21 protein-coding genes are annotated in these 25,506 nt (G+C 42.2%); 8 read left to right on the top strand and 13 right to left on the bottom strand.

All coding sequences use genetic code 11. The features are described 5' to 3' along the window. Nucleotides 1–190 precede the first annotated feature (190 nt). Together def and V7K76_RS03585 are read left to right on the top strand one after the other, a co-directional pair. Nucleotides 191–754 (top strand): peptide deformylase, encoded by a 564-nt coding sequence (gene def, locus V7K76_RS03580; RefSeq protein WP_334774401.1) that lies wholly within the window; start codon nucleotides 191–193, stop codon nucleotides 752–754. Nucleotides 755–764: 10 nt separating this feature from the next. Next, nucleotides 765–968, top strand: a complete 204-nt coding sequence (locus tag V7K76_RS03585) for a hypothetical protein (RefSeq protein ID WP_292849232.1) — start codon at nucleotides 765–767, stop codon at nucleotides 966–968. Between the two features lie 63 nt (nucleotides 969–1,031). On the opposite strand, the gene V7K76_RS03590 is transcribed toward V7K76_RS03585, so the two are convergent. After that, entirely contained in the window at nucleotides 1,032–4,559 is a 3,528-nt protein-coding gene (locus tag V7K76_RS03590; RefSeq protein ID WP_335029685.1) for an NB-ARC domain-containing protein, read from the bottom strand. Nucleotides 4,560–4,877: 318 nt separating this feature from the next. After that, the gene (locus tag V7K76_RS03595) at nucleotides 4,878–6,242 is read right to left on the bottom strand and encodes an efflux RND transporter periplasmic adaptor subunit (RefSeq protein WP_334774402.1); all 1,365 of its coding nucleotides are present in this window, start codon (nucleotides 6,240–6,242) and stop codon (nucleotides 4,878–4,880) included. Nucleotides 6,243–6,315: 73 nt separating this feature from the next. Here V7K76_RS03595 and V7K76_RS03600 point away from each other — a divergent pair, with 73 nt between their 5' ends. Beyond that, entirely contained in the window at nucleotides 6,316–6,528 is a 213-nt protein-coding gene (locus V7K76_RS03600) for a hypothetical protein (RefSeq protein WP_334774403.1), read from the top strand. A gap of 38 nt (nucleotides 6,529–6,566) precedes the next feature. Here the strand turns inward: V7K76_RS03600 and V7K76_RS03605 are convergent, their stop codons facing one another. Further along, entirely contained in the window at nucleotides 6,567–9,986 is a 3,420-nt protein-coding gene (locus tag V7K76_RS03605; RefSeq protein ID WP_334774404.1) for an efflux RND transporter permease subunit, read from the bottom strand. A 43-nt stretch (nucleotides 9,987–10,029) separates the two neighbouring features. Beyond that, nucleotides 10,030–10,578: a helix-turn-helix transcriptional regulator gene (locus tag V7K76_RS03610; protein WP_334774405.1), complete on the bottom strand. Its 549-nt coding sequence runs from the start codon at nucleotides 10,576–10,578 to the stop codon at nucleotides 10,030–10,032. Between the two features lie 796 nt (nucleotides 10,579–11,374). Between V7K76_RS03610 and V7K76_RS03615 the strand changes: the two genes are divergently transcribed. The 3 genes from V7K76_RS03615 (at nucleotide 11,375) to V7K76_RS03625 (ending at nucleotide 12,895) form a co-directional block, all read left to right on the top strand. After that, nucleotides 11,375–11,614: a hypothetical protein gene (locus V7K76_RS03615; protein ID WP_334774406.1), complete on the top strand. Its 240-nt coding sequence runs from the start codon at nucleotides 11,375–11,377 to the stop codon at nucleotides 11,612–11,614. Between the two features lie 80 nt (nucleotides 11,615–11,694). Then, complete coding sequence (locus V7K76_RS03620) at nucleotides 11,695–11,916, top strand: hypothetical protein (protein ID WP_334774407.1); 222 nt, start codon at nucleotides 11,695–11,697, stop codon at nucleotides 11,914–11,916. 154 nt (nucleotides 11,917–12,070) lie between these two features. After that, the gene (locus V7K76_RS03625; RefSeq protein WP_334774408.1) at nucleotides 12,071–12,895 is read left to right on the top strand and encodes a PD-(D/E)XK nuclease family protein; all 825 of its coding nucleotides are present in this window, start codon (nucleotides 12,071–12,073) and stop codon (nucleotides 12,893–12,895) included. Nucleotides 12,896–13,281: 386 nt separating this feature from the next. Here the strand turns inward: V7K76_RS03625 and V7K76_RS03630 are convergent, their stop codons facing one another. The 3 genes from V7K76_RS03630 to V7K76_RS03640 form a co-directional block, all read right to left on the bottom strand. Next, on the bottom strand, nucleotides 13,282–15,018 hold the full coding sequence (locus V7K76_RS03630) for a diflavin flavoprotein (protein ID WP_334774409.1): 1,737 nt from the start codon (nucleotides 15,016–15,018) through the stop codon (nucleotides 13,282–13,284). A gap of 112 nt (nucleotides 15,019–15,130) precedes the next feature. Then, a complete protein-coding gene (locus tag V7K76_RS03635) occupies nucleotides 15,131–15,643 on the bottom strand; it encodes a phosphate-starvation-inducible PsiE family protein (RefSeq protein WP_334774410.1) in 513 nt (170 codons plus the stop codon). 85 nt (nucleotides 15,644–15,728) lie between these two features. Further along, nucleotides 15,729–17,459, bottom strand: coding sequence for a diflavin flavoprotein (locus tag V7K76_RS03640; RefSeq protein WP_334774411.1), 1,731 nt, complete (start codon nucleotides 17,457–17,459; stop codon nucleotides 15,729–15,731). Between the two features lie 338 nt (nucleotides 17,460–17,797). On the opposite strand from V7K76_RS03640, the gene V7K76_RS03645 reads away from it, so the two are divergent. Beyond that, nucleotides 17,798–18,757, top strand: coding sequence for a 1-aminocyclopropane-1-carboxylate deaminase/D-cysteine desulfhydrase (locus tag V7K76_RS03645; RefSeq protein ID WP_334774412.1), 960 nt, complete (start codon nucleotides 17,798–17,800; stop codon nucleotides 18,755–18,757). Nucleotides 18,758–18,844: 87 nt separating this feature from the next. Beyond that, complete coding sequence (locus V7K76_RS03650) at nucleotides 18,845–19,786, top strand: M48 family peptidase (protein WP_334774413.1); 942 nt, start codon at nucleotides 18,845–18,847, stop codon at nucleotides 19,784–19,786. Nucleotides 19,787–19,976: 190 nt separating this feature from the next. On the opposite strand, the gene V7K76_RS03655 is transcribed toward V7K76_RS03650, so the two are convergent. The 6 genes from V7K76_RS03655 to V7K76_RS03680 form a co-directional block, all read right to left on the bottom strand. Next, nucleotides 19,977–21,020, bottom strand: coding sequence for a cyanophycinase (locus V7K76_RS03655; protein ID WP_334774414.1), 1,044 nt, complete (start codon nucleotides 21,018–21,020; stop codon nucleotides 19,977–19,979). 364 nt (nucleotides 21,021–21,384) lie between these two features. After that, entirely contained in the window at nucleotides 21,385–22,635 is a 1,251-nt protein-coding gene (locus tag V7K76_RS03660) for a cupin domain-containing protein (RefSeq protein WP_334774415.1), read from the bottom strand. Between the two features lie 159 nt (nucleotides 22,636–22,794). Further along, on the bottom strand, nucleotides 22,795–23,436 hold the full coding sequence (locus tag V7K76_RS03665; protein WP_334774416.1) for a hypothetical protein: 642 nt from the start codon (nucleotides 23,434–23,436) through the stop codon (nucleotides 22,795–22,797). A gap of 47 nt (nucleotides 23,437–23,483) precedes the next feature. Further along, a complete protein-coding gene (locus tag V7K76_RS03670; protein WP_334774417.1) occupies nucleotides 23,484–24,062 on the bottom strand; it encodes a gluconate 2-dehydrogenase subunit 3 family protein in 579 nt (192 codons plus the stop codon). Between the two features lie 63 nt (nucleotides 24,063–24,125). After that, on the bottom strand, nucleotides 24,126–24,557 hold the full coding sequence (locus tag V7K76_RS03675) for a glycogen-binding domain-containing protein (protein ID WP_334774418.1): 432 nt from the start codon (nucleotides 24,555–24,557) through the stop codon (nucleotides 24,126–24,128). A gap of 230 nt (nucleotides 24,558–24,787) precedes the next feature. Continuing rightward, entirely contained in the window at nucleotides 24,788–25,144 is a 357-nt protein-coding gene (locus V7K76_RS03680) for a hypothetical protein (protein ID WP_334774419.1), read from the bottom strand. Nucleotides 25,145–25,506 lie beyond the last annotated feature (362 nt).

Raw genomic sequence — 25,506 nt, forward strand, 5'->3', positions numbered from 1 at the left:
CCAATGCCCACTCAAGAGTGCTGTTAGCGGTAGCGGGGCGTTTAGCCCGTAATGAGTGCTGAGTGCTGAATCTCATTTCTTTACTCGGAACTCGGAACTGTTTTGCCCAATTCCCAATTCCCAATTCCCCACTCCTCAACTTGATAGAATTAAAATAGTAGGAATTTTCACCATCTAGCCATCAAGACTCATGCCCTCTGAAATTGCTGTAGAGAAAAAAAAGTTAAAAAATCCACCTTTGGAACTTCATTATTTAGGCGATCGCGTGTTACGTCAAGCTGCAAAGCGAATTTCTAAAGTTGATGACGAACTTCGCCAAATAGTGCGCGAAATGCTGCAAACTATGTACAGCAAAGATGGCATTGGTTTGGCTGCACCCCAAGTAGGAATTCACAAACAACTAATTGTCATCGACCTGGAACCAGAAAACGCAGCTAATCAGCCTTTGGTGTTGATTAACCCCACCATTAAACAAGTCAGCCGCGACCTCTGTGTTGCGGAAGAAGGATGCTTAAGCATTCCCAATGTATTCCAACCAGTGAAGCGCCCCGAAGTCGTAGAAATCGCCTATAAAGACGAATACGGTCGTCCCCGGACATTAAAGGCTAATGACCTCTTGGGACGCTGCATTCAGCACGAGATGGATCACCTCAACGGTGTGGTATTTGTAGACCGTGTGGAAAACTCCTTGACTTTAGCCCAGGAACTATCTAAGAATGGCTTCTCGTATCAAGCGGTGAAACCAATAGCATAGGGGGCTAGTAGTGTATTTAACTCCAAAAAGCAGTTTATTTCTGGGTGGTTCTTGTGTAAGTGCGATCGCCGCCGTCGGTTCGATTTTTGAACTCGCTTATGGACAACCAGATTTTGGTGTCACAGCCACGGCGATTATCCTGGTATTGAGCATTCCACTCACAGGATTATTTTTCTTTGCCGCAGTTAAGGACGCAAGGGCTAACATGAAATAAGCATCAGGTACATAAAAAAGGTAAAGGGATGAATGAAAAAGGCAAAGTTCATTCTTTTACCTTTTATTTTTGCTCTCCATCTTCCACTGCCCCTAAAGCTTTTAGCGTCACTAACTGCGCTGCGGTTAGCCCTGTAACCCCAGTGATATTCATTCCTTCGTAGGGTCGTGGCGATCGCAGTGTTCTTAGACACTCACCCGTCGATACATCCCAAAGCTTAATTGTCTCCTCTTGGCTGCCACAAATCAGGGTTTGACCATCGGGACTAAAGGCCACTGACTTTACCCAATTAGCCCCTGGCAAGGTTTTTAGACACTTGCCATTGTAGACATCCCATAATTTTACTGTTTGGTCTTCACTAGCACTAGCTAAAATTTGTCCATCGGGACTAAAGGCAACTGACCAGACTCGATTTGTATGTTCTTGCAAGGTTGTCAAGCACTTGCCCATATAAATATCCCATAACTTCACTGTTTGGTCATCACTGCCACTAGCTAAAGTTTGACCATCTGGGCTAAAAGTAACCGACCTGATGCGATTGCTATGTCCCTCTAAAACTTGGATACATTTTCCTGTATAAATATCCCATAACCTGACTCTTTGGTTTTCACTGCCACTAGCTAAAGTTTGACCATCGGGACTAAAGGCAACCGATCTTACCCAACTGGTATGCCCTTTCAAGGTTTGGAGACATTTTCCGGTGTGGACATCCCATAATTTCACTGTTTGGTCGTCACTGCCGCTAGCTAAAATTTGACCATCGGGACTAAAAGCAACTGACCTAATTCGATTAGTATGTTGCTGCAATTTTCTGAGGCATTGTCCCGTCTGAACATCCCATAATTTAATTGTTTGTTTTTCGCTACCGCTAGCTAAAATTTGACCATCAGGACTGAAGGCAATTGACCGTACCCAACTGTTATGCCCCTCCAGAATTTTGATGAACTTATCGTTGCGGACATCCCATAATTTTACTGTTTGCTTTTCACTGCCACTAGCTAAAGTTTGACCGTCGGGACTAAAAGCTACTGACCTAACCCGATTGCTATGTCCTTGCAAAGTTGTCAAAGATTTACCATTCTGGACATTCCATAACTTCACTGTTTGGTTTTCACTGCCACTAGCTAAAGTTTGCCCATCGGGACTGAAAGCAACTGACCGTACCCGATTAGTATGTCCCTGGAAGGTTTTTAGACACTTACCATTACGGATATCCCATAACTTCACTGTTGGGTCGTCACCACCGCTAGCTAAAGTTTGCCCATCGGGACTAAAGGCAACTGACCAGACTCGATTGGTATGTCCCTGTAAAGTTTTCAGGCATTTACCATCATGAACATCCCATAATTTCACGGTTTGGTCATCACTGCCAGTAGCTAAAATTTCTCCATTGGGACTAAAAGCAACTGACCTTACCCAACTGCTATGTCCTTGCAAGGTTTTCAGGCATTTACCATCACGAACATCCCATAACTTTACTGTTTGCTTTTCACTACAACTAGCCAAAGTTTGACCGTCGGGACTAAAAGCAACTGACATAATTCGATTGGTATTTCCCTGCAAAGTTATCAGGCACTTACCATTGCGGACATCCCATAACTTCACTGTTTGGTCTTCACTGCCACTAGCCAAGGTTTGACCATCGGGACTAAAGGCAACTGACCTGACCCAATTGCTATGTCCCTGCAAAGTTTTCAGGCATTTACCATTATGAACATCCCATAACTTCACTGTTTGGTCATCACTGCCACTAGCTAAAGTTTGCCCATCGGGACTAAAAGCTACTGATTTTACCCAACTGCTATGTCCAATACAAGTAAAAAGTAGCTTGCCCTCGTCAACTTGCCACAAGTAAGTTTTGCCATCAGCATCACCTGTAGCCAAAAGTTTTCCATTGGGGCTAAATGCTACTGACGAAATACTAACTAATGTTTCTGAAAAAACGGACTTAGCTAAATCAGTATTGGTAAAATTTACCCGATGCAAATTCACACTTTGTAAATATGCTTGCCAAATAACCAAGTTAGAAAAGTCATAGCCGCTAAAATCAGTTTGTAATTGACAAAGGATATTTAGCAGATTTCCACCTGCATAAGCTGCTGTTTGGGGAACCTGTCGCAGATACAATAAAATTTGATATAGATGATGTTCAATATTTTTAGCATATCTAAAAATATTTAATAATCTATCTACGATTGGTTTAATAATCAGGGTAATTTGAGTGTTTCTAATATAATCTTTGGCCGTTGCTTCCATTAAAGCATGGCTCATAAATAGTCTCAGATCGCGAGTGGTAATTTCGTGACAAACCTGTTCAACCAGTCGGTCGGTCATGTATTCCATCACCACAGACTGGAGGGTGAAAATTGCTGTTCTTTGTTCAATTAGCGATCGCCGCCGCAGTGATTCTAGTGCTTCCATCACTTCCCTTTTGGTCAAGGGACGCACAATATCATTGAGCAATTCGTCTAGAGAAACTAACTCGCGCTTGATTGCTAGCCAATAAATTATTTCTTTTTCGATCTCTGATAACCGCTCAAATTGCTGGTCTAGTAAATTTCGGGTGTCGCCAAAAATGATCTCGCCTTCAGCCAGAAAGGCAGCAATATCACCACCAAATAACTCCCGAATTGGTTGAGAAACTAGCTTTAACGCCAAAGGATTACCAGAATATTTCTCAACTAGTTTGGCCCATTCTTGTTGTGAGCCAAATAACCCTTTATCTTGGAGAATTTCTTGCCCTTCTGTTTGTTCTAAACCGACTAATGATAATGTTCTAACTGGTGATTCTTCTCCCTCTAAAGGAGCAAATTCTTTTGGTTTTTCGCGAGATGTCAGCACCAAACAGCTTTGATGTAGTTCTTCTCCTACCCGTTGCAGTAGTTGACCATAATCTTCATATTCTTGTCTATAGTGTCCGGCACGATCGCCTTCTTGTAAAATTGTCTCTGTATTATCAAATACCACAAGACAACGATGCTCTCGTAAATAATGAATCAGCAGTGTTACTCTACCATCTATGCTTTCTGGCAAATCTGTTTCCCTCTCATCAGATAAAAATCCGATCAGGTTCGCTAACATTTCGGCTATGGGTGGCGCATTGCGGAGACTTCGCCAAATCAAATACTCAAAGTTTTCTTGAACTTCCTTCGCCAGTTTCACCGATAAAGCAGTTTTGCCAATTCCGCCCATTCCCAATATTGCCACTAGCCGGCAATTATCTTCAATTAGCCACTGCTGTAGCTGAGACAATTCTGCTATGCGTCCCCGAAAAAAGCAAACGCCAGGCGCTTCACCCCAATCTTGGCGATTTTGGGTAATGGATTTCTCATTTAGTAAAGATGCTTGATATTCAGATTCAATAACTTGCTGTAACTTAGTGAGCTTTCCTGGACCGCTACCAATAACATTAAATTTCTTGTAAACTTCACTTAATCTTTTGCGTACTGCTTCGGCACTGATTGCCAATTTTTTAGCGATCGCATTTGGCGATTGTCCCTCAACAGCATATAAAAACACTTCTATCTCGCTGCTAGACAAGCACCGTTTTTCGGCGAAAGCCAAAAGAACGTTTTCGGGAATGACACTCATACTCACACAAAGACACACTACAAACCAATGTTACCTCACATAGTGAGATAACATTACAGACATTTGTTGCTCTGGGAATACTTTCTTGGGCTTTTTTTGATGAGTGCGCGATCGCGCCAATTAGTTTATTGTACCTCACTTAAAGAGTGCTGAGTTACGAGTTCCGAGTGCTGAGTTTAGAAGTTAGGAGTTAGGAGTTAAAAATTTATTTAATTGCGAATTGCGAATTGCGAATTGCGAATTGCGAATTGGTTTCATTATTCTCTCCCTGCCCCCTGCAAGAACTGCCTTATCCCAACGATAATTATTTACGCCGACCTACTTTGTTTGTGCGACTGGCTGCACGTGCAAACCCTCTGTCTCATCAACCGTAGGAGTAGCAATGAGCGATTCTTTTCCTGTCAGACCTGATGTAATTTCTACTTCAGTACCATAATCTCGCCCAACAGCAACTTTTTGATAATGCACTGTTTTATCTTTGGTTACAGTTGCAACCTGCGTACCTCCGGCGTTAACGACTAAGGCACTATCTGGCAAAATAAAGGGAGGATCAGTGCGCTTAATGTCTAATTTGACATTGGCATACATCCCAGGTCGCAACGTAGCGTCGGAATTGTGTACTTCTAATTGTGTGAGCAAAGTGCGAGTAGTTGGATCTATAGCATTGCTAGTACGCACTACTTTACCTGCAAACACTCGTTGTGGTAACTCCTTGACTGTAACTTGTGTTGTTTGACCAATCTTCAGTGACCCTGATAAACTTTGTGGAACATTGATATTTACATCTAGCTTGTTATAATCAGCAATAGTGTAAAGGCTAGTGTTGCTAGTATTGGTGCTGGTGGTGCTGATGCTACTACTAGTAGTAGTGTTGCTAGTACCTGATGAAATTAAAACACCTGTATTGACGTTCCGTGCGGTGATTATTCCCGCGAAGGGAGCAGTGACTTTCGTGTAAGACTGCAAGAGGATATTACGCTGGTAGTTTGCTTGACTGGCGTAGAAGCTAGCTTGTGCTGCATTGAGGTTAGCAGAGTCAGAGTTAATCGTGTTTTGTGCTGATTCAACGCTAGCAAGATTAGCTTGATATGTAGCATATTTTGTATCTGCATCTTGTTGAGCTACAGCACCTTTCTTGACAAGAATCTGCCAGCGCTCCCAACTCTGACGCGCTATCAATAGATTAGCGCGGGCTTGCTTCAAATCAGAAATACCTTTAGCCAAATTAGCACGAGCTTGAGACACATTGGCTTGTGCTTGCACTAACTCTGCCTTCGCTTGCAGAACTTGCTGATTGGTATCTGGTGAGTCAATCTCAGCCAACAACTGACCGGCTCGGACGCGATCGCCAATATCTGCGTACCACCGCCGTAAATACCCAGTACTGCGAGCGTAGATGGTCGTTTGATTCAGGGCTACAACACTGCCAGGTAGTTCCACTTTCGTAGCACCAGTAGCGCGGCGGGGAGTGATTACGTTGACTGAGGGGACTATGCTTGCTTCCTTGACTGCTGCTTGTAATTCTGACTTTTGACCCAACCGGGGTAGAATGCCTATGGCCAGTAGGCTACCAAAAAAAACAGCACCAAGTACAGCCCAACCAATTCCACCGATGCCGCGTTTTTGTTTTTTAGAAGTCTTTTGTTCTTCAGAATCAGGAGATGGACGATGTTGAGAATCCATAGGTAAACTGTCCTGTATTATCTAATTTGCAGAAATTTAGCATAGGGACTGGGGATTGGGGACGCAGAGACGAATGGCACTAAGAAAAGCTATAAGCTTTGCCCTAACTGGTTCCCAGCCTCCAGGCTGGGAACCCATTCTTGGAGGCTCCGCCTCCAGAGGGCTGACCAGAGGCAGCAGCCCCTTGGAATACATTCCCAGTCTTCAGACTGGGAACGAGGTGACACAAGCCTTTCACCTTTTCTTAGTGCCATTCGATGCAAAGACCAATGCCCAAGTCTCGTAGAGAAGTTAGGCAATTCTGAGCGCGATCTTTTGAATTGCTCATGACTTGCCTTGAGATGATGATAACGAGTAGGCTGTCTTTGGATCTGAAAAATTTAAATCGTCATCCTCTTCATCAATAGGACGAGGTGGTTGACGCCTCATAATGCTGTAGACAACAGGTACAAAGATCAAAGTTGCCACTGTTGCCGCAGACAAGCCACCAATTACAGCGCGACCCAAGGGCGCATTCTGTTCACCACCTTCACCAAGACCAAGAGACATTGGCACCATGCCGATCAGCATGGCTAAGGCAGTCATTAACACCGGACGTAACCTTGTATAACCCGCCGCTAGGGATGCTTTATAAGCATTTTCTCCTTCTACACGTTGCTCGTTAGCAAAAGTGATCATCAGAATACTGTTTGATGTTGCCACACCGATACTCATAATTGCACCCATTAACGAAGGGACGCTTAGGGTAGTGCGGGTGACAAACAGCATCCAAATGATCCCCGCTAAGGCACTTGGCAGCGCCATCATAATAATCAGGGGATCGAGCCAAGATTGGAAGTTCACTACCATTAAGCAGTAAACCAACACAATTGCAAACACAAGTCCTAAACCAAGTCCTAAAAACGAGGAGTTCATCGTTTGCACTTGCCCTCGGATATTAATCTGACTTCCCTTAGGCAATTTTTTCTGATAATCAGCGATGATTCGATTTACATCGCTGGCAACTCCCCCCAGGTCACGACCAGAGGAGTTAGCGTAGATATCGAAAACTGGCTGAATGTTGTAGTGATTCACAACTTGCATCACTGTATCGCGTTTGACAGTAGCCAAATTACCCAAAAGTTGGGGTGCATTTTGACCGTTATCAACTGGCGTATTTTTTAGGCTGTCAATGGAGTCAAGTTTATATTGGGGAACTTGTACAGCCAAGGTGTAACTCACGCCTTTTTTGGGATCTAGCCATTGGTTGATTGCAGCTTGACCGCTTGAACTTAAGGAAGTGAGGACGCTATTGGCAACATCACGCTGGGTCATCCCCAATTGTTGAGCCTCGGTGCGATCGACATCAAGACGTAATTTGGGAGCATCAACAACTTGCTGGAGATGTACATCTACAGCCCCAGGAATACGCGTCATCCGCGCGGCGATTTGTTGGGCAATTTCAAAGTTGGCTTTTGAGTTTTTCAGAGGGCCAGATATTTGCACGTCAACAGCAGCCGGCAAACCGAAATTGAGAATTTGAGTCACAATATCAGCCGGCTCAAAAAAGAAGGTGTAGTTGGGAAATGTCGCTTTCAATTTCTGGCGGAGTTCCTTGACGTAAGAATAAGTTGCACCAGATTCTTTTAGGGAGACAAGAATATCAGCATCAGCCGGCCCAATTGTGGCACCGTTGTAGCCATAAGTAAGGTTAATGCCACTGGTGGGTAAGCCGATATTATCCAGAATCAGAGCAAGATTCTCTTTCGGTACAGTCTGGCGGATAACGCCTTCAACTTGGCTGACAATTCTTTCTGTCTCTTCCAAACGAGTACCAGGTAAGGCTCGAACATGAAGGCTAAACTGACCGCCATCGACTTCCGGGAAAAAGTCTTGACCGACGAACGGCAATAAAACTCCGGCACTGACGATAAATGCACCAAATAGCACAAAGACTATGCTACGGTGATTTAATGCTGAGGTCAGGACACCATAGTACCAACTGCGAAATTTCTCAAATTGTCGGTTAAATTTTTCGTGTAGCCGCCATATCCAATCTTTCTTCACAGGTTGGACAGTATTAGTTGTTGCCTCTTCCGTTTGGTGGTTGTCGCGATGATCATGGATTTCGACTGGTGAATGGGTGTGGTGATTGTCGCGGCCATTATTGTTTTGGACTGGCGAATCTAGATGATGGCTGTTGTTACCATTATTGTTTTGAACTGGCAAATTTTGATGATGGTTATTGTTACCATGATGCTCCTCGTTTTCTCTATGCCAGTCAGCTTCATGTGGTAAAAGATAACTTGCCATTGTCGGGACTACAGTCCGAGATAGCACATAGGAAGCAAGCATCCCAAATACTACCGCCATCGCTAGGGGGACAAATAGGTACTTTGCCACTCCACTGAGAAACACGACCGGCACAAAGACAATACAAATACATAATGTTGCTACAAGTGCTGGAGTGGCAATTTGCTGCGCCCCATCTAAGATTGCTCGCTTGATTGCTTTACCTTGTCCGAGATTGCGGTGGATATTTTCAATTTCTACTGTGGCATCATCTACCAGAATCCCAACAGCTAAGGATAAACCACCTAAGGTCATGATGTTGAAAGTTTGTCCCAAACGACTCATGACAATAATCGAAACTAGCATCGAGAGGGGAATCGATACCGCTACAATTAAGGTGCTGCGCCAACTTCCCAAAAAAATCAAAATCATCAGCGCGGTAAGACAGGCTGCAATCAATCCTTCTTTGAGAACGCCTTGAATAGAAGCTTTCACAAATATAGATTGATCGAACAGAAACGCTAGATTCAGTTCTGGGGGTAAGGTGGATTGGATGCGAGGCAAAGTTTTTTTGACCCGCTCGATCACATCAATTGTCGAGGCATTGCCACTCTTGAGGATACTAAGTAAGCTTGATCGCCTGCCATTCTGACGTACAATATTCGTTTGCACACCAAAGCCATCTCTTACCTGGGCGACATCACGAATGGAAATGACAGTACCATTAACTTGCTTAATTGGCAAGTCGTTGAGGGCTGCCACCACATCTGGACTATTGTTTATTTGTACGGCGAAATCGCGATCGCCTATTTTCATATCCCCTGCCGGTAAAACCAGGTTTTGGGCACTGACAGCATTCGTCACATCTTGGGCAGAAATGCCATTAGCCAACATCGCTTGAGGATCGATATCAACCATGATTTGCCGGGGTTTACCACCATAGGGCAGAGGTACACTCGCTCCTTGCACTGTTGCTAATTGGGTGCGGACGAAGTTGGTAGCATAGTCGAAGAGTGCTTCTTCTGGCAAGGTTTTGCTACTAACACTCATCTGGATAATCGGCACCGAAGAAGCGTTGTATTGAATGATGAATGGCGGTGTGATCCCCGGTGGCAAAGGGCGGAGAATTGTTTGGCTGACAGAGGTAATTTGAGCGACTGCTGAGGCAATATTAGCGTTGGGTTGGAAAAAAACCTTGACGACGCTAACACCACTTAAAGATTGAGACTCAATATGTTCGATGTCACCAACGGTTGTGGTCATGGCGCGTTCGCTAATGGTGACGATTCGCTGTGCCATTTCCTCAGATGTCGTACCAGTGTAAGTCCAAACTACGCTGACAACCGGAATGTTAATTGCGGGAAAAATATCAACTGGTGTACTAAATATTGTTACTACACCAAGGATCACAATCATCAAAGCGGCGATCACGAATGTATACGGAAGACGTAAAGCAAGTTTGACGATCCACATAGTTAGTTAGGATACTTCAAAAGTTTTTGGTGTTAAAACTGTTTTACTCAGCACTCTTGATTGAGGTTTGCGTTTGAGCTAATTGCAGTTGTTCTATTTGGAGTTGCTCAACTAGCCACTCAATCTCCGATTTGATGACTTCAATCGCCCGCCTTCGCACTTTCCCTTGATATAAATCATCAGAGACTTCCAGTGCTTTTTTCTCTGCAAGGCGTAACTGACATGACATCAATCGATGTTCAATTAACCGCACTCGTTCTTCGGGTAATAAATGACCAAAGAAAAAAAATTTGATTATGAATCGCGATCGCGCATTTACCCAGCTTTCATGAGGATATGCCAACATCTCTCGATACCAAGTGTTTTTGCCAAGGGGTGTAATCTCATATACTTTTCCACAATGTCCACCTTCTTCTATTTGTTCTGCACATAAGCTCACTTCACCTTGTTCTTCCATACGCTTCAGAAGAGGATAAATCGCACCATAGTTGACACAAATACTGCTACTCATAAACATCTCTAGTTGCTGTTTGAGCCGATAACCGTTTAATGGCTCTCGCTGTAATAGACCTAATACTGCCAACTTCAGCATTTTGATATATCAATCTGATATGTTGATCAACCATATCAAATTGAGCCTTTTTAGCCAAGTACTTAAGGTTCAGTTGTCAGAATTTCTTGTGATCTCACATAAGTTACCTGTGTACTGCCTACGAGTGAGTGAGACAGGTTAGTATTTTTTATTTGAAAGTCCCTTTGGCACGAAGGGACTTCCAACAAATAAATTACCAAATATTGTAGGGTGGGGCATCTGCCTTTGTATATGGGCGGGCAAGATGCCCACCCCACAAGAAGTAGCTGAGTATTTTTTTTGGAAGTCCCAAAAGTCAGGATTAATTTGGAGACTTCAGCCGAGTTTGTAGTATCTTATGCTATTTAAATAATTTTCTCTATAGTTTACCTTGACCTAGCTCACTTAGTTATCTTATAGTGAGGTTAGTTGCTGAAACAACGGTGACTTAGTAAGCTTACGGGTGAATAAAAGAAACTTAGTGAGTAATAGATGAAGGCAAAGACTAAAACTGCAAATTCTGAAATAGGCAAGTATACAAATTGCCTGTAGGAATTTCGAGGGTTCAATGCGCGTAAGCGCACTACGCGCATTGAACATCTCACCAGATTGCCCTGGTAATTCATCAAAGAGCTTAATTTTTCACGATCTGCAAATATTAAGACCACCTTCGTTGGCATTCCCACTCTACTCAGGAGTATGACTGTTGTGTATTTTGACTTGGTGGGAGCAAAACTGTGGATATTCGCTGTTTCTTTAGTGTGTCAGGGGAGTGCTAACTGCTGCCTAGATTCAACTTTCAAAACAGGAAAAAAATATGAAACCCAGTTTCAAAGATAACGATAATCTGCTGTTCAAGTGGTTTTTTATAGGACTCAAATATTTTCTGCTGGGGCTGCTGGGGCTGGTAATAGCCTTGGTTGTGTCTCATGCTTTAGGGGCAAATGCGATAGTTGGGATGCTTTTATCCGCAAGTCTATGGTTATGGGTTGCGAGGATAGGAATTTTCCTAATGTGTCTATTTGCGATCGCAATGATATTTGAGTCTTGGGGTTAAGCCCATCTTGGCAATAAATAGCCTTTGACTAACTTCCACTTAGCCAAAGGCTTCGTAACTTTCCATTTGGAGATTATATCATGCCCAACAACAACGGCTCTGGGTTAGAACCAGTTTCGCCACTTTTAGTTATCTTAGTGGCAGGATCTATTTCTTTAGCGATCGTTAACAAAGCTAATCACCCGGCATATTTTGACATCGTTAAAATAGCTATGGCCTACAGCTTTGGCTCAAGCAAGTCCCAAGGAAAAACTAAAGATTCCAATCACCAGGATGAGGTAGATCAAGACGAGTTTAAATAGCAAACGTGAGAACTATCTTTCAGGAGTGCTGAGTGCTGTTAGCGGTAGCGGTGCGTTTAACCAGTGCGATTCTTTTTTTACTCAGCACTCGTTACTCAGCACTCAGCACTATTTCGGTGAGTTGCAGATTATAATTTACTTCTAAAATAGAAGAATGCTATCAACTTCAACTCAAATATTGCGACTGTCTCAAGGACAACTTAACTTACTAGAAACTTGTCCGCGTAAATTTCAACATACCTACTTAGAAAAACTCAATTCGCCCTCAAATCCAGAACAAGAAGAACGGCTAACTTTAGGTAGTCGCTTTCACTTGCTAATGCAGCAGCGAGAAATGGGTTTGCCTATTGATAGTTTCCTGCAAGCAGATGCTCAATTGCAAAGCTGGATGCTAGGTTTTGCCGATGCAGCCCCAGAAATCTTAACGGCTGCATCTGATAATCAAACTTTCCGTGAAAGTGAACACTATCGCACTCTGCAACTTCAAGATTATTTGCTGACAGTTGTCTATGATTTATTGATTGCAGATAACCAACAAGCGCAAATTCTCGACTGGAAAACTTATCCAAAGCCACCCAATAAACGCAAGTTAGAATCCAACTGGCAAACACGGCTTTATCTATATCTATTGGCAGAAACTAGCGATTATTTACCAGAAAAGATTTCCATGACTTACTGGTTTGTTCAATCTGAAGGAAAACCCCAAAATATTAAATTTAATTACAGTACTGCTCAACATACACAAACAGGAAAGAAACTTAATCAACTATTAAGCCAGTTAACTAATTGGCTAGAAAATTACCAAAATAACCAGCAGTTTCCGCAAGTTGGGGCGGATAGCAAAACCTGTGATTATTGTCAATTTGCTAAAAGGTGCGATGCCTACGGCGGTAAACTACGCATCCAAGCTACTGAAGAAGCAGTGAAAGAATCATTGCCAAATTTTGACAGTATTCAAGAAGTCTCACTCAACCTATAGATTAGAGGATGTTTGTAAAATCCAATCGAGGTATAAAGAAGTTATAACTTTTAAAAGTATGTAGATTTATGACCCCTTCGGGGCGGGAGTAGGGAGTAGGGAGTAGGGAGTAGGGAGTAGGGAGTAGGGAGTAGGGGAAGAAATTAGCCCTCGATTTAGGTTTAAAGCCGTACAACTCTTAGAGACGCTACCGCGTAGCAAGATCCCCGTAGGGGTACGTCCCGCTACACGCTAACGCCTGCAAGTGGCGCGAACGCGAACAGCGTCTCGTCAGAGAAAAAATCCTTGTATCGCATATTGGTTGAAACCCCGCTTTTTGGAAAAGCTTTCTTAGTTTCCCTACTCCCCACTCCCTACTCCCCACTCCCTTTCATACAAGTGGTCAATTAATAATAACTGCCAGATTTCCGATGCTCTAAAGCAGTGATACCATCACTTTCCAATACTTCACCGTGATTGATGACAGCATAAATTAACCATCGATCGCCACATTCAAGCTGATTTTGCACCGTACATTCTAAATAAGCTAATGCCTCATTTAGAATCAGACAACCATTAAGAGCAGTTTGTGTGGCAAGATTTGCAAAGGGATTATCTCCTAAGGTGCTATGACGAGAAAAATAGCGTCGCAGATTTTTTCCCTCTTTGAGGATATTCAGCACAAATTTATCACCAGGATGATGCATTAAATCTGCATTTTGCTTGTTAGCGATCGCAATCATAATTCCTGGTGGGTTAAAAGTTGCCTGAGATATCCAAGAAGTTAAAACTCCTTTGTGAGTTTCTTCATCACGAGTTGTGACAACACATAAAGAACCAATAATTCGCCCCACAGCTTGTTCGGTACGATCTACATGGGTTTCTGTGACAATCTGGCGGGAAGTACGCAGCTTTTTGGTTTTCTTCAAGTTTTGGGCAAAGGAAGCGCCTGCTTCTTGACACTGCTGGAGAATCTCAGGAGTAGGACTAAAACGCACCCGAATTGTTTCAAATCCTAGTTGATAATTTGCATCTTTGAGCTTGCTTTCGATTAAATCAATTGCTTCTCCACTCCAACCGTAAGAACCAAACACCCCTGCTAACTTAGTTTTAGCTGTCACCGAGAGGACTATTCCTAAAGCTGTTTGAATTTGAGTTGGTGCATGTCCGCCTAAAGTGGGTGAACCGATAATCAAACCATCACAGGTTTCGACAATGCGGGTAATTTCTGCCGAGTCTGCTAGTTCACAGTTGATTGATTCTACATTAATTCCATTTTGAATCAAACCTTGAGCGATCGCATTTGCCAAAATTGCCGTATTTCCATAAGCAGAAGCATAAAGCAAAGCAACACTTAATTCTTGAGATTTTTGCCCTTGACACCATTGACGGTAATCATAGGTAAAACGACTAAGGCTGTAACGAACAACCGGGCCGTGTGCTGGGGCGTAACATCTGGCTCCCAAAACCGACAATTTATCTAATGCTGCTTCGACTTGTTTAGCTTGGGGCGCATGGAGACATTCAAAATAGTAACGGCGTTCTGCATCTAATCCCTTCCAATCTTCATCAAACAAGGTATCTTCGCAAATATGAGCGCCAAAAAGTTTGTCTGTGTAGAGAATTTTGGTGACGGGATCGTAAGTACAAAGTCCATCCACCCAACGGGGAGTTGGTACGGTAATAAATGATAGATTGTGTCCTTGTCCTAAATCTAAAGTATCTTGCGATCGCATCGCTTGAATAGGTGATTCAAATTCGGGAAAGGCAGTTTTTAGAGCATTGGCGGCGGGGCGAGAACAAATTATCGTGGCTTGAGGAACCAGAGAGAGTAATACTTGCAAGGTTGCTCTGCGGTTCGGGTTGACATGACTGAGAACAATGTAATCTAGGGTAATAAAGTCTAGGTGTTGTGCTAGTTGCTCAAGGTAAATTTCGGTAAAAGATTCGCCAGGAGGGTCAATTAAAGCCTTTTTATCAGCTTGAATCAGATAAGAATTCGCCGTAGTTCCTTTTTGGCGGGAATACTCAACCTCAAATTTTAGTCTGTCCCAAGTCCGCGATCGCAAAATCAGAGTATTTTTACCAATTTCAGCAACTTGTACATCTCTAGGATGGCTGGTAGTTAAAGTATTTGCAGACATAATAACCTCTGGTAATGGGGCATTGGGCAATTCAATTTTGGATTTTGGATTTTAGATTTTGGATTAAATCTAAAATCCAAAATCTAAAATCTAAAATTCTTACTCCCTATTCTTAATGACTATTGGTTTGCATTAATTCAGACTTGGCTATTTTTTTATAGCGTTTAGATACTTCTTGTTCAGGATCGATACCTTCAAAGGTTGGGGGTAGCCAAACTCGAAGGAACTGTAGTACTCCTAGTACTAATAAAAAGGCACAAGTTGCTAAAACTTGACTCCAACTTGTTTCTAAAACGCCTTTAACTATGACTTCTCGCAAGGCAGAAACGATAGAGACTTCAACAGCTACCCCAATAGATACTCGATGCTCTTGCAGATAAATAATCAGCAGTCGGAATAACTCAACTAAGATGAGTAAAAAGAGAATATCGGCAGTAACAGCATGAAAATCTAGAGGTGGAAGTAAGGAAAGAAACATATCTTTCACCTGAAGCACCATGAAGCTAAATAAACCGATACACAAACAAATCACAATCACATCTTGGATAAATTCTAAGGTTCTGACGACGCGTGCCCGATTGATTTCGTACATGTTAAGTGGGGTATTTTCAACAGATTTATACATAGTTTTTTAGGAGTGTATTGTAGAGACGCGATTCATCGCGTCTATGGAGAGTACAGGAGACAAATGACCAATGATAAATGACCATTTAGTAATGATTGCCAATTTTGCGGTGATGGGCGGCAGTAAGTGCATTTAACTTGGCAACTCTTCCAGTTTTGACTGTGCTATAAATTACCCAATGATCTCCACAATCCATACGGCTAGTAATTTCACATTCCATGTAAGCTAAAGCTTCAGCTAAAACTGGCGATTCGTTGTTTGCTGGATATGTTTTCACTCCAGCAAATCGATCTGCACCAGGAGCAAAACGCTTCAGGAAATGTTTCATTAATCCTTGATATTTACCTTCTTCTAAAACATTTAAGACAAAGCGATCGCCAACGTGCATCAAGGATTCAATTGCCCGATCTTTGGATACTGCGATCGCTACTCCTAAAGGCTCAAGACTCGCTTGTGTCACCCACGAAGCCAGCATTGCACTCTGAATTTCTCCTTTTTTAGCGGTGATAATGTATAATCCTGTGCTAATACGCCCTAAAGCTTTTTCTAGCTCGGTATTGATGGATTTAATTTGTTTAATGGTGCGATCGCGATTCAACCATTGACCCATATCTGTACCCGCTTCATCACAAAGTTGTTCCGTTGCTTGGGTAGGAATTTCCTTAACTAAAATCGGTGGAAAAGCTTCAATTAATCCCAGTTCTTGAAACTTATTGCGTAAGGGATAAACCGGTTCATCTTCTCCCCCTCCCGACTCTAATAAACCAATTGCCTGTTTCTTATGAACAGCAACTAAAATGGTACTTAAAGCAGCTTGAGCCACTCCCGAAGATTGATTTGGCATTCCAATTACTAAACCAGAAGCTTGTGCAACTAATTCTCGAACTTCTTGAGGTTCAGCACTATTGAGGTCTACTAATTCTACTGCTACGCCTGTTTTTGCACATCCATGAGCTATAGTACGGATTAAATGCTCGCTATACCCGTAATCTTCAACATAAAATAGAGCCACTAATGTCTCTGTTTTGGCTTGTTCTAAACTCCAGTTTTGATACCGTCCAAGCCATTCGGAAATATAGTTTTGTAATAAAGGGCCGTGTCCTGTCGCAACTGTGACTATTTCTAACTTTTCAATCCGCTTTAAAGCTGCCAAGACAGACCGGGCATTGGGGCCCATGAGACATTCATAGTAGTAGTGAAAATCTTCCTCTATTAAGCTAATATTTTCATCATAGGTGTGGTCATCACAGTAGTGCATCCCAAACACATCACAAGTGTAGAGAATGCAAGTTTTGTGGTCATAAGTCAAGATTGTATCAGGCCAGTGTAAGTTAGGTGCAGAGATAAATTCTAATTCGTGTCCGTTGCCTAAATCTAATCGCTCTCCACTTTTCACCTGCATTGATTTAAAAGGCTGGTGAACCATATTTTCTAGAAACTGAATAGCTACCTTAGCACCAACAACAGTAATCGCAGGAGCTAATTGTAAAATATTTTTCACTAAGCCACTGTGGTCGGGTTCTGTATGGCTAATAATTAAATAATCTATTTTAGCCGGATCTATTAATCCCAGCAGTATCTCAAGATATTGCTGCTCAAACTTGCGGTGAGATGTATCAACTAAGGCAATCTTTTCTCCCTGGATTAAGAAAGAATTATAAGTCGTCCCATTCCGTAAACCAAACTCGATATCAAAACGTTCTCTATCCCAGTCAAGACAACGAATAGCTGTGGTTTGAGGAGCAATTTCAACAGTTTGAATCGTCAAACGTCCTGAATTGGGAATAACTTGAGTAAGCTGTGTAAGTGCAACCATAATTTTTCCCCAAAAGAATATTGTCTGGAGCGAGTGTTATGTTTCTTATATTTACCTGAAATACTCAATTAGTAAAATGCTAATTTCTAAAGCTAATCATCAGAAAGATTTATTCTTTATTTGATTTATCTACCATTGAATTTCTCAATGTTTATCATTATTTTTATATTCAATAAAAAACGTGAGAGAATGTAAAATCTGGTGTTGCTGAATCGAGGTAGGAATTTGGATGTAGAGACGTTGCAATGCAACGTCTCTACAAGGATTTTGAAATAACGCAAAATTATTTTTCATACCGCAATCAGCAACGCCTAAAATCTAAGTTAAAATGCTGACAAATGTCGTTAACCTTTATTCCTCCTCCTCTACAACAAATCAACAGCGAAATTGCCCTTGATACCGGTGTTGAGTTGTATGTGCTGCGCCTCGATCTGATGCACCCGTGGGTTAACGGCAATAAGTGGTTCAAACTGAAATACAACCTTTTGGAGGCTAAGGAGAAAAATTTCACAACGCTGCTGACTTTTGGCGGCGCTTATTCTAATCACATCTATGCAACTGCGGCGGCTGGTAATCTGTTCGGATTCCGTACCATTGGCGTAATTCGTGGAGAGGAGAGGCTACCACTGAATCCGACGCTGAATTTTGCTGTACAGCAGGGTATGCAGCTTGTATACCTAAATCGGGAGACGTATCGACAGCGCAATACACCAGCGCTACATGAATATCTACAACAACGTTTCGGTGAGGTGTTTATCATTCCCGAAGGTGGTAGTAATTTAAATGGTGTGCGCGGTTGCACAGAGATTGTTAATGAAGCGATGCCTACGGCTGGCTACGCCCACGCCTTTGATTATATATGCGTCGCCTGCGGCACAGCTACTACACTGGCTGGGATTGCCCTTTCCTTACATCAAAAACAAAGAGCGATCGCTTTTCCCGTTCTGAAAAATGGGGCTTTTCTTGCACAAGAAATCGAAAGTCTATTGACAAATTACCTCGCCTCTGGTTTACCCGCACCATATAGTTCTCCAGCTTCCTGGGAATTGGTGTGTGATTACCATTTTGGCGGCTATGCAAAGGTTAACAACGAGTTGCGACTGTTCAGCCAGCAGTTTACGCAGGAGCATGGCGTACCCCTTGATTATGTATATACCGCTAAAATGTTTTACGGAGTGATGGATTTACTAAAGCAGGGATTTTTTTGCAGAGGCATTCGCTTACTGCTAGTACATACAGGAGGTTTACAAGGTAATATTGGTATGGAGGAGCGATGGAGCGATCGCAATACAGTTTAGTTAAGCCAAAAACCATATATAAAGAGTTTCTACCTCGTGCCTCAAAACCTGTAACTTTGTACTTCATGCAAGAGAAAACTGCTGTAAATGAATGTTGAAAGTATTCGTCTAAAAAACATCAAAATACAACAAAATAGTATACTACAAAGAATTTTTCATTTAGCCTCAAATTCTAATTATGATTCTACCCAAATACGACATTTAAATCAAACTTTAATTAACACAGCAACAACAATTGAAACAATATGTTCTAATCAACAAGCAACGCCAGCAAATCTAACTCCTTCATCCCGTAAAATCTACTCATGGATTAAGTTTTTGACAGATGAACAGTATCTACAACTTCACCTGAAAGCTACTGTCTGTATGTTAGAAAGTGCTAAACAACTTCTGAATATACATCGTCAAAACTCACTCCAGCTAATGATTGAAATAACTAATTTAGCTGGACTATATCAGGGTAAAAGGTCTGCGAGTGCAGCAAATATCATGATTAATGAGGGATTTATAAATGCACCAAAAGCAGTTTTACAAGCGTTAGTAGAATCTGCTCTTGTTGGCAAAAGTCAAGATAATACACAACTTATCAGGTCATTTGCCAGTACAGGAGAATACACCAATATTTTGTTAGAGCTTGATTTGATTGCCGAGGTAGTGGCAGAAAACCCCCAAGGCAAATTTTATAACCTAAATGAGTTATTTGATAAAGTAAATCGTGAATATTTCGCGGCAAGTCTTGCCAAACCACGCCTAGCATGGAGCCGAATTAACACTTACCGTAAATTCGGACACTACGAATCAGCAAGAGATAGAGTAGTGATGAGTTTAACCCTTGATGATCCTAAAGTACCTGGGTTTGTAGTTGAGTTTGTGTTGTATCACGAATTGCTGCACAAGTACCACGGTACAAAGTGGGTTCAGGGAAAAAGAATGGTTCACACTAAAGAATTTCGTGTTAGTGAAAGCCAGTTCAAATCCTACAAGGAAGCATCGAGATGGTTAGAAAAATTGGTATCTTTTGTACATTAAGCTAACTAGCAGCATCATAACTCACCAGGAAATTTTAGAATATCCCCTCTCCAAACCTCTCCCCGAAAGGTCGATAGGCTTTAAAACCCCCCTTCCCTGTCTTCGGCACGCTGCGCGAACGTAGGGAAGGGGGGAAGGGGGGTTAGGTCTGGGTGCAAATTTGTGGTATCTAAATCTTTTCCGGAGATGTCTAATAAGGATTTGAATCAATCCGTCCCCTTTTAACACTCCTGAGATAGTACCCAGAGGTTGGTCTGTTTCTCAAGTTAAAGGTGTCGCCACTGCGAACTTTCCAAATTTTGTAATTGGAAAAGGTCAAAGGCTTTCGGGGTTCGCATACTTCCGGCTGATGATTGCCAAGTACAAAATATGCCGCACCCCTACCCATAACTTTCACCAAACCGTTTTTATCCACAAGAACCGATGTACTTTCACTAACTGCTATGCCTAAAACACTGCTAGATACACCATCCTTAATTTGACGGGCAATAAAAGTCATAATTCGACCCATTCTTTCTCGCCTGTCAAAGTGTGTGTCTACAATAGTTCCCTTCAAATTACTCCAATTAAAAAAGTTGTAAGTAAAAGTAATGTCTCGGTAAGGATCTTCGAGTGCGTCTCTAGTTTCAATGCCTTTTTCGGAAGAAGCGCAAGCATCATAGATACAATCACTTTGGATCATTGCACCCGCACTAGTGCCACCGACACCACCTCCCTTCAGGTAAACTGACTTAACGGCGGTTTCAAGCTTGGTATCTTTCCAGCTGCGGATATACTGACATTGGTCGCCGCCAGCAAAGAAAACTACATCAGCATTTCGGACTTTTTCAAAAATCTCGGATTTGTTTGCTTCTTCTCTACTGCTAACCACAAGAGTTTCTACAAAGTTTACGCCCTTCATGGCATAAATTAGCCGATTGTAATCGTGATTACCACTCGTGCGGATAACTACAACATTAACTTTGCTGTTGGAGTTACTACTTCCCCGAACTTGGTTAATCATCCACTGAATAGCATCATCGACATCGGGGCCACCCCCACCCAAACTCAGAACTGGCCCCCCTAAGGAAGGACGGATATCATTGGAGGGAGAGGGGCGGACATCAACAGTGTCACCCAGGAAGTAGCGTTTCCAGTTTTCGATAAAACGGGTTATTAGGAAGGTTCCCATCTTCAACAACTTGATTCCTATATTTTTCAAGCGCCTTGCTATGCTTGGGAATGCCTTTGTCATACTAAGCTTCTAGAGCAAACTGCAATTATTGCTAGGCTGTGACGCATTTTGATGGCTTATTTATTCGTGAAATTCGTCCTTTGTTATTAGTCATTTATCAGTCACCTTTTGTAAATAATCAATAACAAATGACAGTCTTGACGAAAAATGTGCAATCTAGATGTGCCTTAGCTTAACTGTCGCACTAGTGAGGGTAAAATTTCCAGCGTACAGGTCTTGTACTGTTTTTTAACGCAAAATAGCGCAGAGTAATCATTAATTCTCTGCGCTACTGTGTGAAAATATTTACATTGCTTGTAGCGTTTAATTCCAGCCAGATGAATGAAATCTAAAATAGACCACTAGTCATGCTACCAAACTTGCATTAATCATAACCCCCAAACATAAACAGAGAAACTTGTTCATCAGTAGCATTCATTAAAGCGTGGAGATTACCACCTTTGAGCATGGCAAAGTGTCCAGGTTGTAGTGTACGGATTTCAAAGCAGCGTTCTCGCTCTGGCATTTTGCACCAATCACCTACTACCATAAAGCCTTGGCCATCCATCATCAGAAAAACTTCCTGATTATCACGATGGCGATGTAAACCAATGCCACAGCTAGGATTGAGGACGTGTAAATCTATGTAATCTACGGCAAAGAATCGTTCAAAACCGTTGCCATGATTTTTAGTACCAAAGGCGTTGAAGTTCCATGATTCTAACTGGCGTCCTAATTCGGGTTTACTGGAGTAGCGCCCATAATTAGACATCAAATTGCGATATTCCAAAAAGCCAACACCACCGTGAGGGTTAGGACTGATACCTGTTCCCAAAAAGTGATCCCATCCCCGGAGGATCATGTTGAATTCGTAGTGGTAGTTTGCCCCATTTTGGGAGTCCCAAATTTTTTCGCTAAAATCTGCCCAAGCAAGTTCCACGTGGAGGGGTAACACAGGATGCATTGTGTTTGTGGGGGCAACGTCCAGTATATAGCGATCGCTTAATACTTCCCGATTAAAATCTGATACACTGCCATGTACTAAGTCAGTCCGTACTTGGAGTTCACCGCGATCAAAGGCATTGCGTCCCTTGTCGTCTAGCTGACTTCGCAGATCGTTGCCTGGATAACCCCAAAACTCAATTTCATAGCGATCGCTCAGTGGATTATACGGCACTAAAAGCGGAGTCGGAGTTGCTACACCTGCCACTTTAATCCAGAGTTTAATTTTTTCTCCTAGTTTATGGTTGGCAGCAACGGATAACTTTGTATCAGGGCCGCCACGGTAAGAAACTCGCAAAAATGGCCCTGTCCACTCTCCCATAGTTACCAACCCCCGAATTAAAAAGGTGTCGGTACTAACGAAATCCTTGACATTTTGTTTTTGGAAATCTGTTTTATTGTCCTGCTGAGTTGGATCGAGAATATTAGCATCATTCCCCTGAGGCCCATATAAAACTAGGGATTCATAGGGAAATAAATACTGGAACTCCCCAGTTAAATAAAAATCACGTTCAGCGGCTAGTTGGGAACGTTCCAGAAAGTTTAACAACTTCAGCAGCGGATTACCCCGACTATACTCAGGCGGGGTATTGGGATCAACTTTAAAAACACTGTCAGAATGAAGGATAAACATGGCAGAGGTGGGTCAAAGAATTTTGGATTTTGGATTTTGGATTTTAGATTGACCCCATACTTGAAAGTAGGGACATGAAGAATTTTAGATTTTAGATTTTAAATTTTGGATTGGAAATTCAAAATTTAAAAATAACAAATCCCAAATCTAAAATTCGGTTTAGATTGTGTGATACAAGAAAGCAACGAATTTTAGAGGTTGTGTACCAGGGTTACGAATGCCATGCATCCCACCACTCTTGGTGAAAATAATGCTACCTGATTTCACCGGGAGTTCTTTAAATTCGCGTTTCCCCAGTCCCATCACTTGACGTTCGACAGTCGGGTATTTGTCAGTTGCTGGATCATCACCGACACGCATATAAGCAATTCCCTCTCCCTCGGTGATGTAGTACAATTCTTCCGTGCCAATATGTTGGTGAGTGCCTTCGACTTTGCCGGGAGGAATTGTTACTTCGTGGAAAAAGATGTTGGAACCGCCTAGTTCTCGTTGAACAATCCAGCGCATATCAATAATGTTGTCGTCTCCTCGATCTGGATTGTCGCTATCCATCATGGCATTGCGATAGCGCACAGGCTGAATGTTTGGTGCTTGCAAAAACCAACCGCGTTGGAAATTGATCAGGTAATTTTGATCCGAGATCGTATTTTGCGGTGAACTGGGTTCTGGGGTGCGGGGTTCTTGGTGCGATCGCGAATAGTCATTATCCCAACAGGCATCAGCATCACTAATTTGGTAGCCAGTGGGTAAATTGCGATCCTTCAACCAAGGGAGAAAAGGAGATGCGGGGCTTTTGCCCACAAGGGGCAAGGTTTGTACCTTTACACTTGCCCCCTGCCTGTTATCAATTAGCCCCGATAATCGCTGTTAAGTCCAAGGGGTGCTTCTATCGCTCTGCGCCAATCAAATAGGGTTTTGCCGTTCTGATCTGTATACCTTTCTGAGAGATAAGCCCAACCTGTTCCTCCCACGTTGCCACCATATTTCGGATGAGAAAATGCACCTGTAAATGTGTGACGACGCAGTAATTGCAGGAAGAAACGGGGTTCTTGGTATTGCTGATAATTCCAACCGTTGACTTGGTTAGTAGCCATTTCGTTATACAGGTCGATGTACAACTCTTTAGAGACATCTTTTGGTTCAACGTAGGGATTGCGCTGTCTCAATATTTGGTTAATTTGACCTAAGCAAATTTTGTAATCAATTAAATGATGATTTTCTTCTCTAGCTAAAATGTTGTCAATAAAGTTTGCTGCTCCTACAGATTCATCTAGACGATAAGCATAGGCATATTGCACTTGTTTATCTTGTTTACCCAAAAAATTGTAATAACGATTCAAAAAGTTCTCCCCTTCCTTGGTTCGGAAAGGCAAAATATGATCTACTAATCGAGTTACAATGTCAAATTCCCAATCTTCAAAGTTCAATGGTTCAGTGCATAATTGGGTAAAAAAGCGTGACCATAATTGGCCGTTATCAAGCTGGGCGCGTTAGGGATTGATTGGGTCTATAATCGCCTTCCCATCGACGATAAATTTATAGGTGTGAAATTGTGCTTTCGGTACGACAATCGATAAAGCATAATATCCTGTGGCTTCCCCAGCAAAGTTAACAGGCTGAAGTGGAATTGGCTCATAAAGGTTAGCAAAAGTCCCAATTATAGCAACATCTGTTGGCGGCGTTGCTCCTGGTTGTTGATATACGAAAGTTACTACGTTGGAAGAATAACTTTTAACAAAATCTTTACCATCGCTGTAACTATCGATAATCGGAAATCGCCAAGATTCCGCAATGCGAGAACGGGGATCATCGTCAGTCAATTGTCCAAAGTTATGACGGGAATCTTTATTATCTCTGGCGATAAATTTAGTGCAGTGGTTAAGTACGTACTGGTCGTCTGTTTGTAGAATTTCAATAGCCATTATTTTTTCGTCGTAGATATTTATCAATGGGTTTTGGCGTCAGAAAAGTTTTGTAGTGCAGTACTTTTACACCCCCTCTTTCATCTATGAAGATCGCTTTTATGAGTGTACTACTCACTTACACAAGAACTCTCTGAAACTCTGATTTTTTTGTATATATGCGCCTTTTACGGTAGCTTTCTCGTTCGGAGACGCTACGCGAGCGCATCTACGTTTTTCATAATTTTGCGTCAGTCTGATGATTCATCAGCGCCATCATTGTCGAGGACATGTTTGCAGTAGGGATCGGTGCGCCACCATAGAGAATCAGCTGGTATGAAAGATCCTTGAATCAAATAGCGGTACTTTTGGCCTTCTTTAGCTTCAGGAACATCTACAGACCAGTATCCATTATTTTCAGAGGCGAGGGGATTTGTGGTTGTAGACTTATTATTAAAATCTCCAGCCACATAAACTGCTGAAGCAAATGGCGCCCAAACTCGAAAGGCTGTTCCTCCTTCGTAGGGAATAGATCCCATTCCAGTACGGGTAGAGGCTTTGAGCGCAGGTGTACCTAAAGTAACACTTACTTCGGTTGAAAGCGTCATAATTAAATTTATCTCCAGAAGATGACTCAATAGTGATGAAGTTGCTGAGGGAATTCCAAATAAAAAACATCCCAAATTTTCTTGTGGGGTGGGCAACATGAGTGCCCTAAATCTGGGACGGGTGGGGACACCCATCCCACAAGATGGATAATTTATTTCTTGGAAGTTTCTAACTCAAAGCGATCGCAAAACAGTTGTATAGAAGTGAATTATAGGAATCTGGTTTGATTCGGAGAATTTACTTGCGTGGACAGGGAACAGGGGTACATACGTAGTGAGTCTTGTTCAAAAATCAAATTTCTATATGTGGATTCATACTGCAATTGAGCAACGTCAAAACCAGGTGAAATTTCTACTGCTGA

The organism is Nostoc sp. (assembly GCF_036917975.1).
Classification (GTDB): domain Bacteria; phylum Cyanobacteriota; class Cyanobacteriia; order Cyanobacteriales; family Nostocaceae; genus Nostoc.

Bases quoted from the DNA above. Each gene is read 5' to 3' on its own strand.
- V7K76_RS03660 (WP_334774415.1), bottom strand. From the start codon at position 22,635: ATGTTTATCCTTCATTCTGACAGTGTTTTTAAAGTTGATCCCAATACC.
- V7K76_RS03635 (WP_334774410.1), bottom strand. From the start codon at position 15,643: ATGTATAAATCTGTTGAAAATACCCCACTTAACATGTACGAAATCAAT.
- def (WP_334774401.1), top strand. From the start codon at position 191: ATGCCCTCTGAAATTGCTGTAGAGAAAAAAAAGTTAAAAAATCCACCT.
- V7K76_RS03630 (WP_334774409.1), bottom strand. From the start codon at position 15,018: ATGTCTGCAAATACTTTAACTACCAGCCATCCTAGAGATGTACAAGTT.
- V7K76_RS03650 (WP_334774413.1), top strand. From the start codon at position 18,845: ATGAATGTTGAAAGTATTCGTCTAAAAAACATCAAAATACAACAAAAT.
- V7K76_RS03590 (WP_335029685.1), bottom strand. From the start codon at position 4,559: ATGAGTGTCATTCCCGAAAACGTTCTTTTGGCTTTCGCCGAAAAACGG.
- V7K76_RS03675 (WP_334774418.1), bottom strand. From the start codon at position 24,557: ATGGCTATTGAAATTCTACAAACAGACGACCAGTACGTACTTAACCAC.
- V7K76_RS03615 (WP_334774406.1), top strand. From the start codon at position 11,375: ATGAAACCCAGTTTCAAAGATAACGATAATCTGCTGTTCAAGTGGTTT.
- V7K76_RS03610 (WP_334774405.1), bottom strand. From the start codon at position 10,578: ATGCTGAAGTTGGCAGTATTAGGTCTATTACAGCGAGAGCCATTAAAC.
- V7K76_RS03595 (WP_334774402.1), bottom strand. From the start codon at position 6,242: ATGGATTCTCAACATCGTCCATCTCCTGATTCTGAAGAACAAAAGACT.
- V7K76_RS03605 (WP_334774404.1), bottom strand. From the start codon at position 9,986: ATGTGGATCGTCAAACTTGCTTTACGTCTTCCGTATACATTCGTGATC.
- V7K76_RS03625 (WP_334774408.1), top strand. From the start codon at position 12,071: ATGCTATCAACTTCAACTCAAATATTGCGACTGTCTCAAGGACAACTT.
- V7K76_RS03680 (WP_334774419.1), bottom strand. From the start codon at position 25,144: ATGACGCTTTCAACCGAAGTAAGTGTTACTTTAGGTACACCTGCGCTC.
- V7K76_RS03600 (WP_334774403.1), top strand. From the start codon at position 6,316: ATGGCACTAAGAAAAGCTATAAGCTTTGCCCTAACTGGTTCCCAGCCT.
- V7K76_RS03620 (WP_334774407.1), top strand. From the start codon at position 11,695: ATGCCCAACAACAACGGCTCTGGGTTAGAACCAGTTTCGCCACTTTTA.
- V7K76_RS03645 (WP_334774412.1), top strand. From the start codon at position 17,798: ATGTCGTTAACCTTTATTCCTCCTCCTCTACAACAAATCAACAGCGAA.
- V7K76_RS03640 (WP_334774411.1), bottom strand. From the start codon at position 17,459: ATGGTTGCACTTACACAGCTTACTCAAGTTATTCCCAATTCAGGACGT.
- V7K76_RS03655 (WP_334774414.1), bottom strand. From the start codon at position 21,020: ATGACAAAGGCATTCCCAAGCATAGCAAGGCGCTTGAAAAATATAGGA.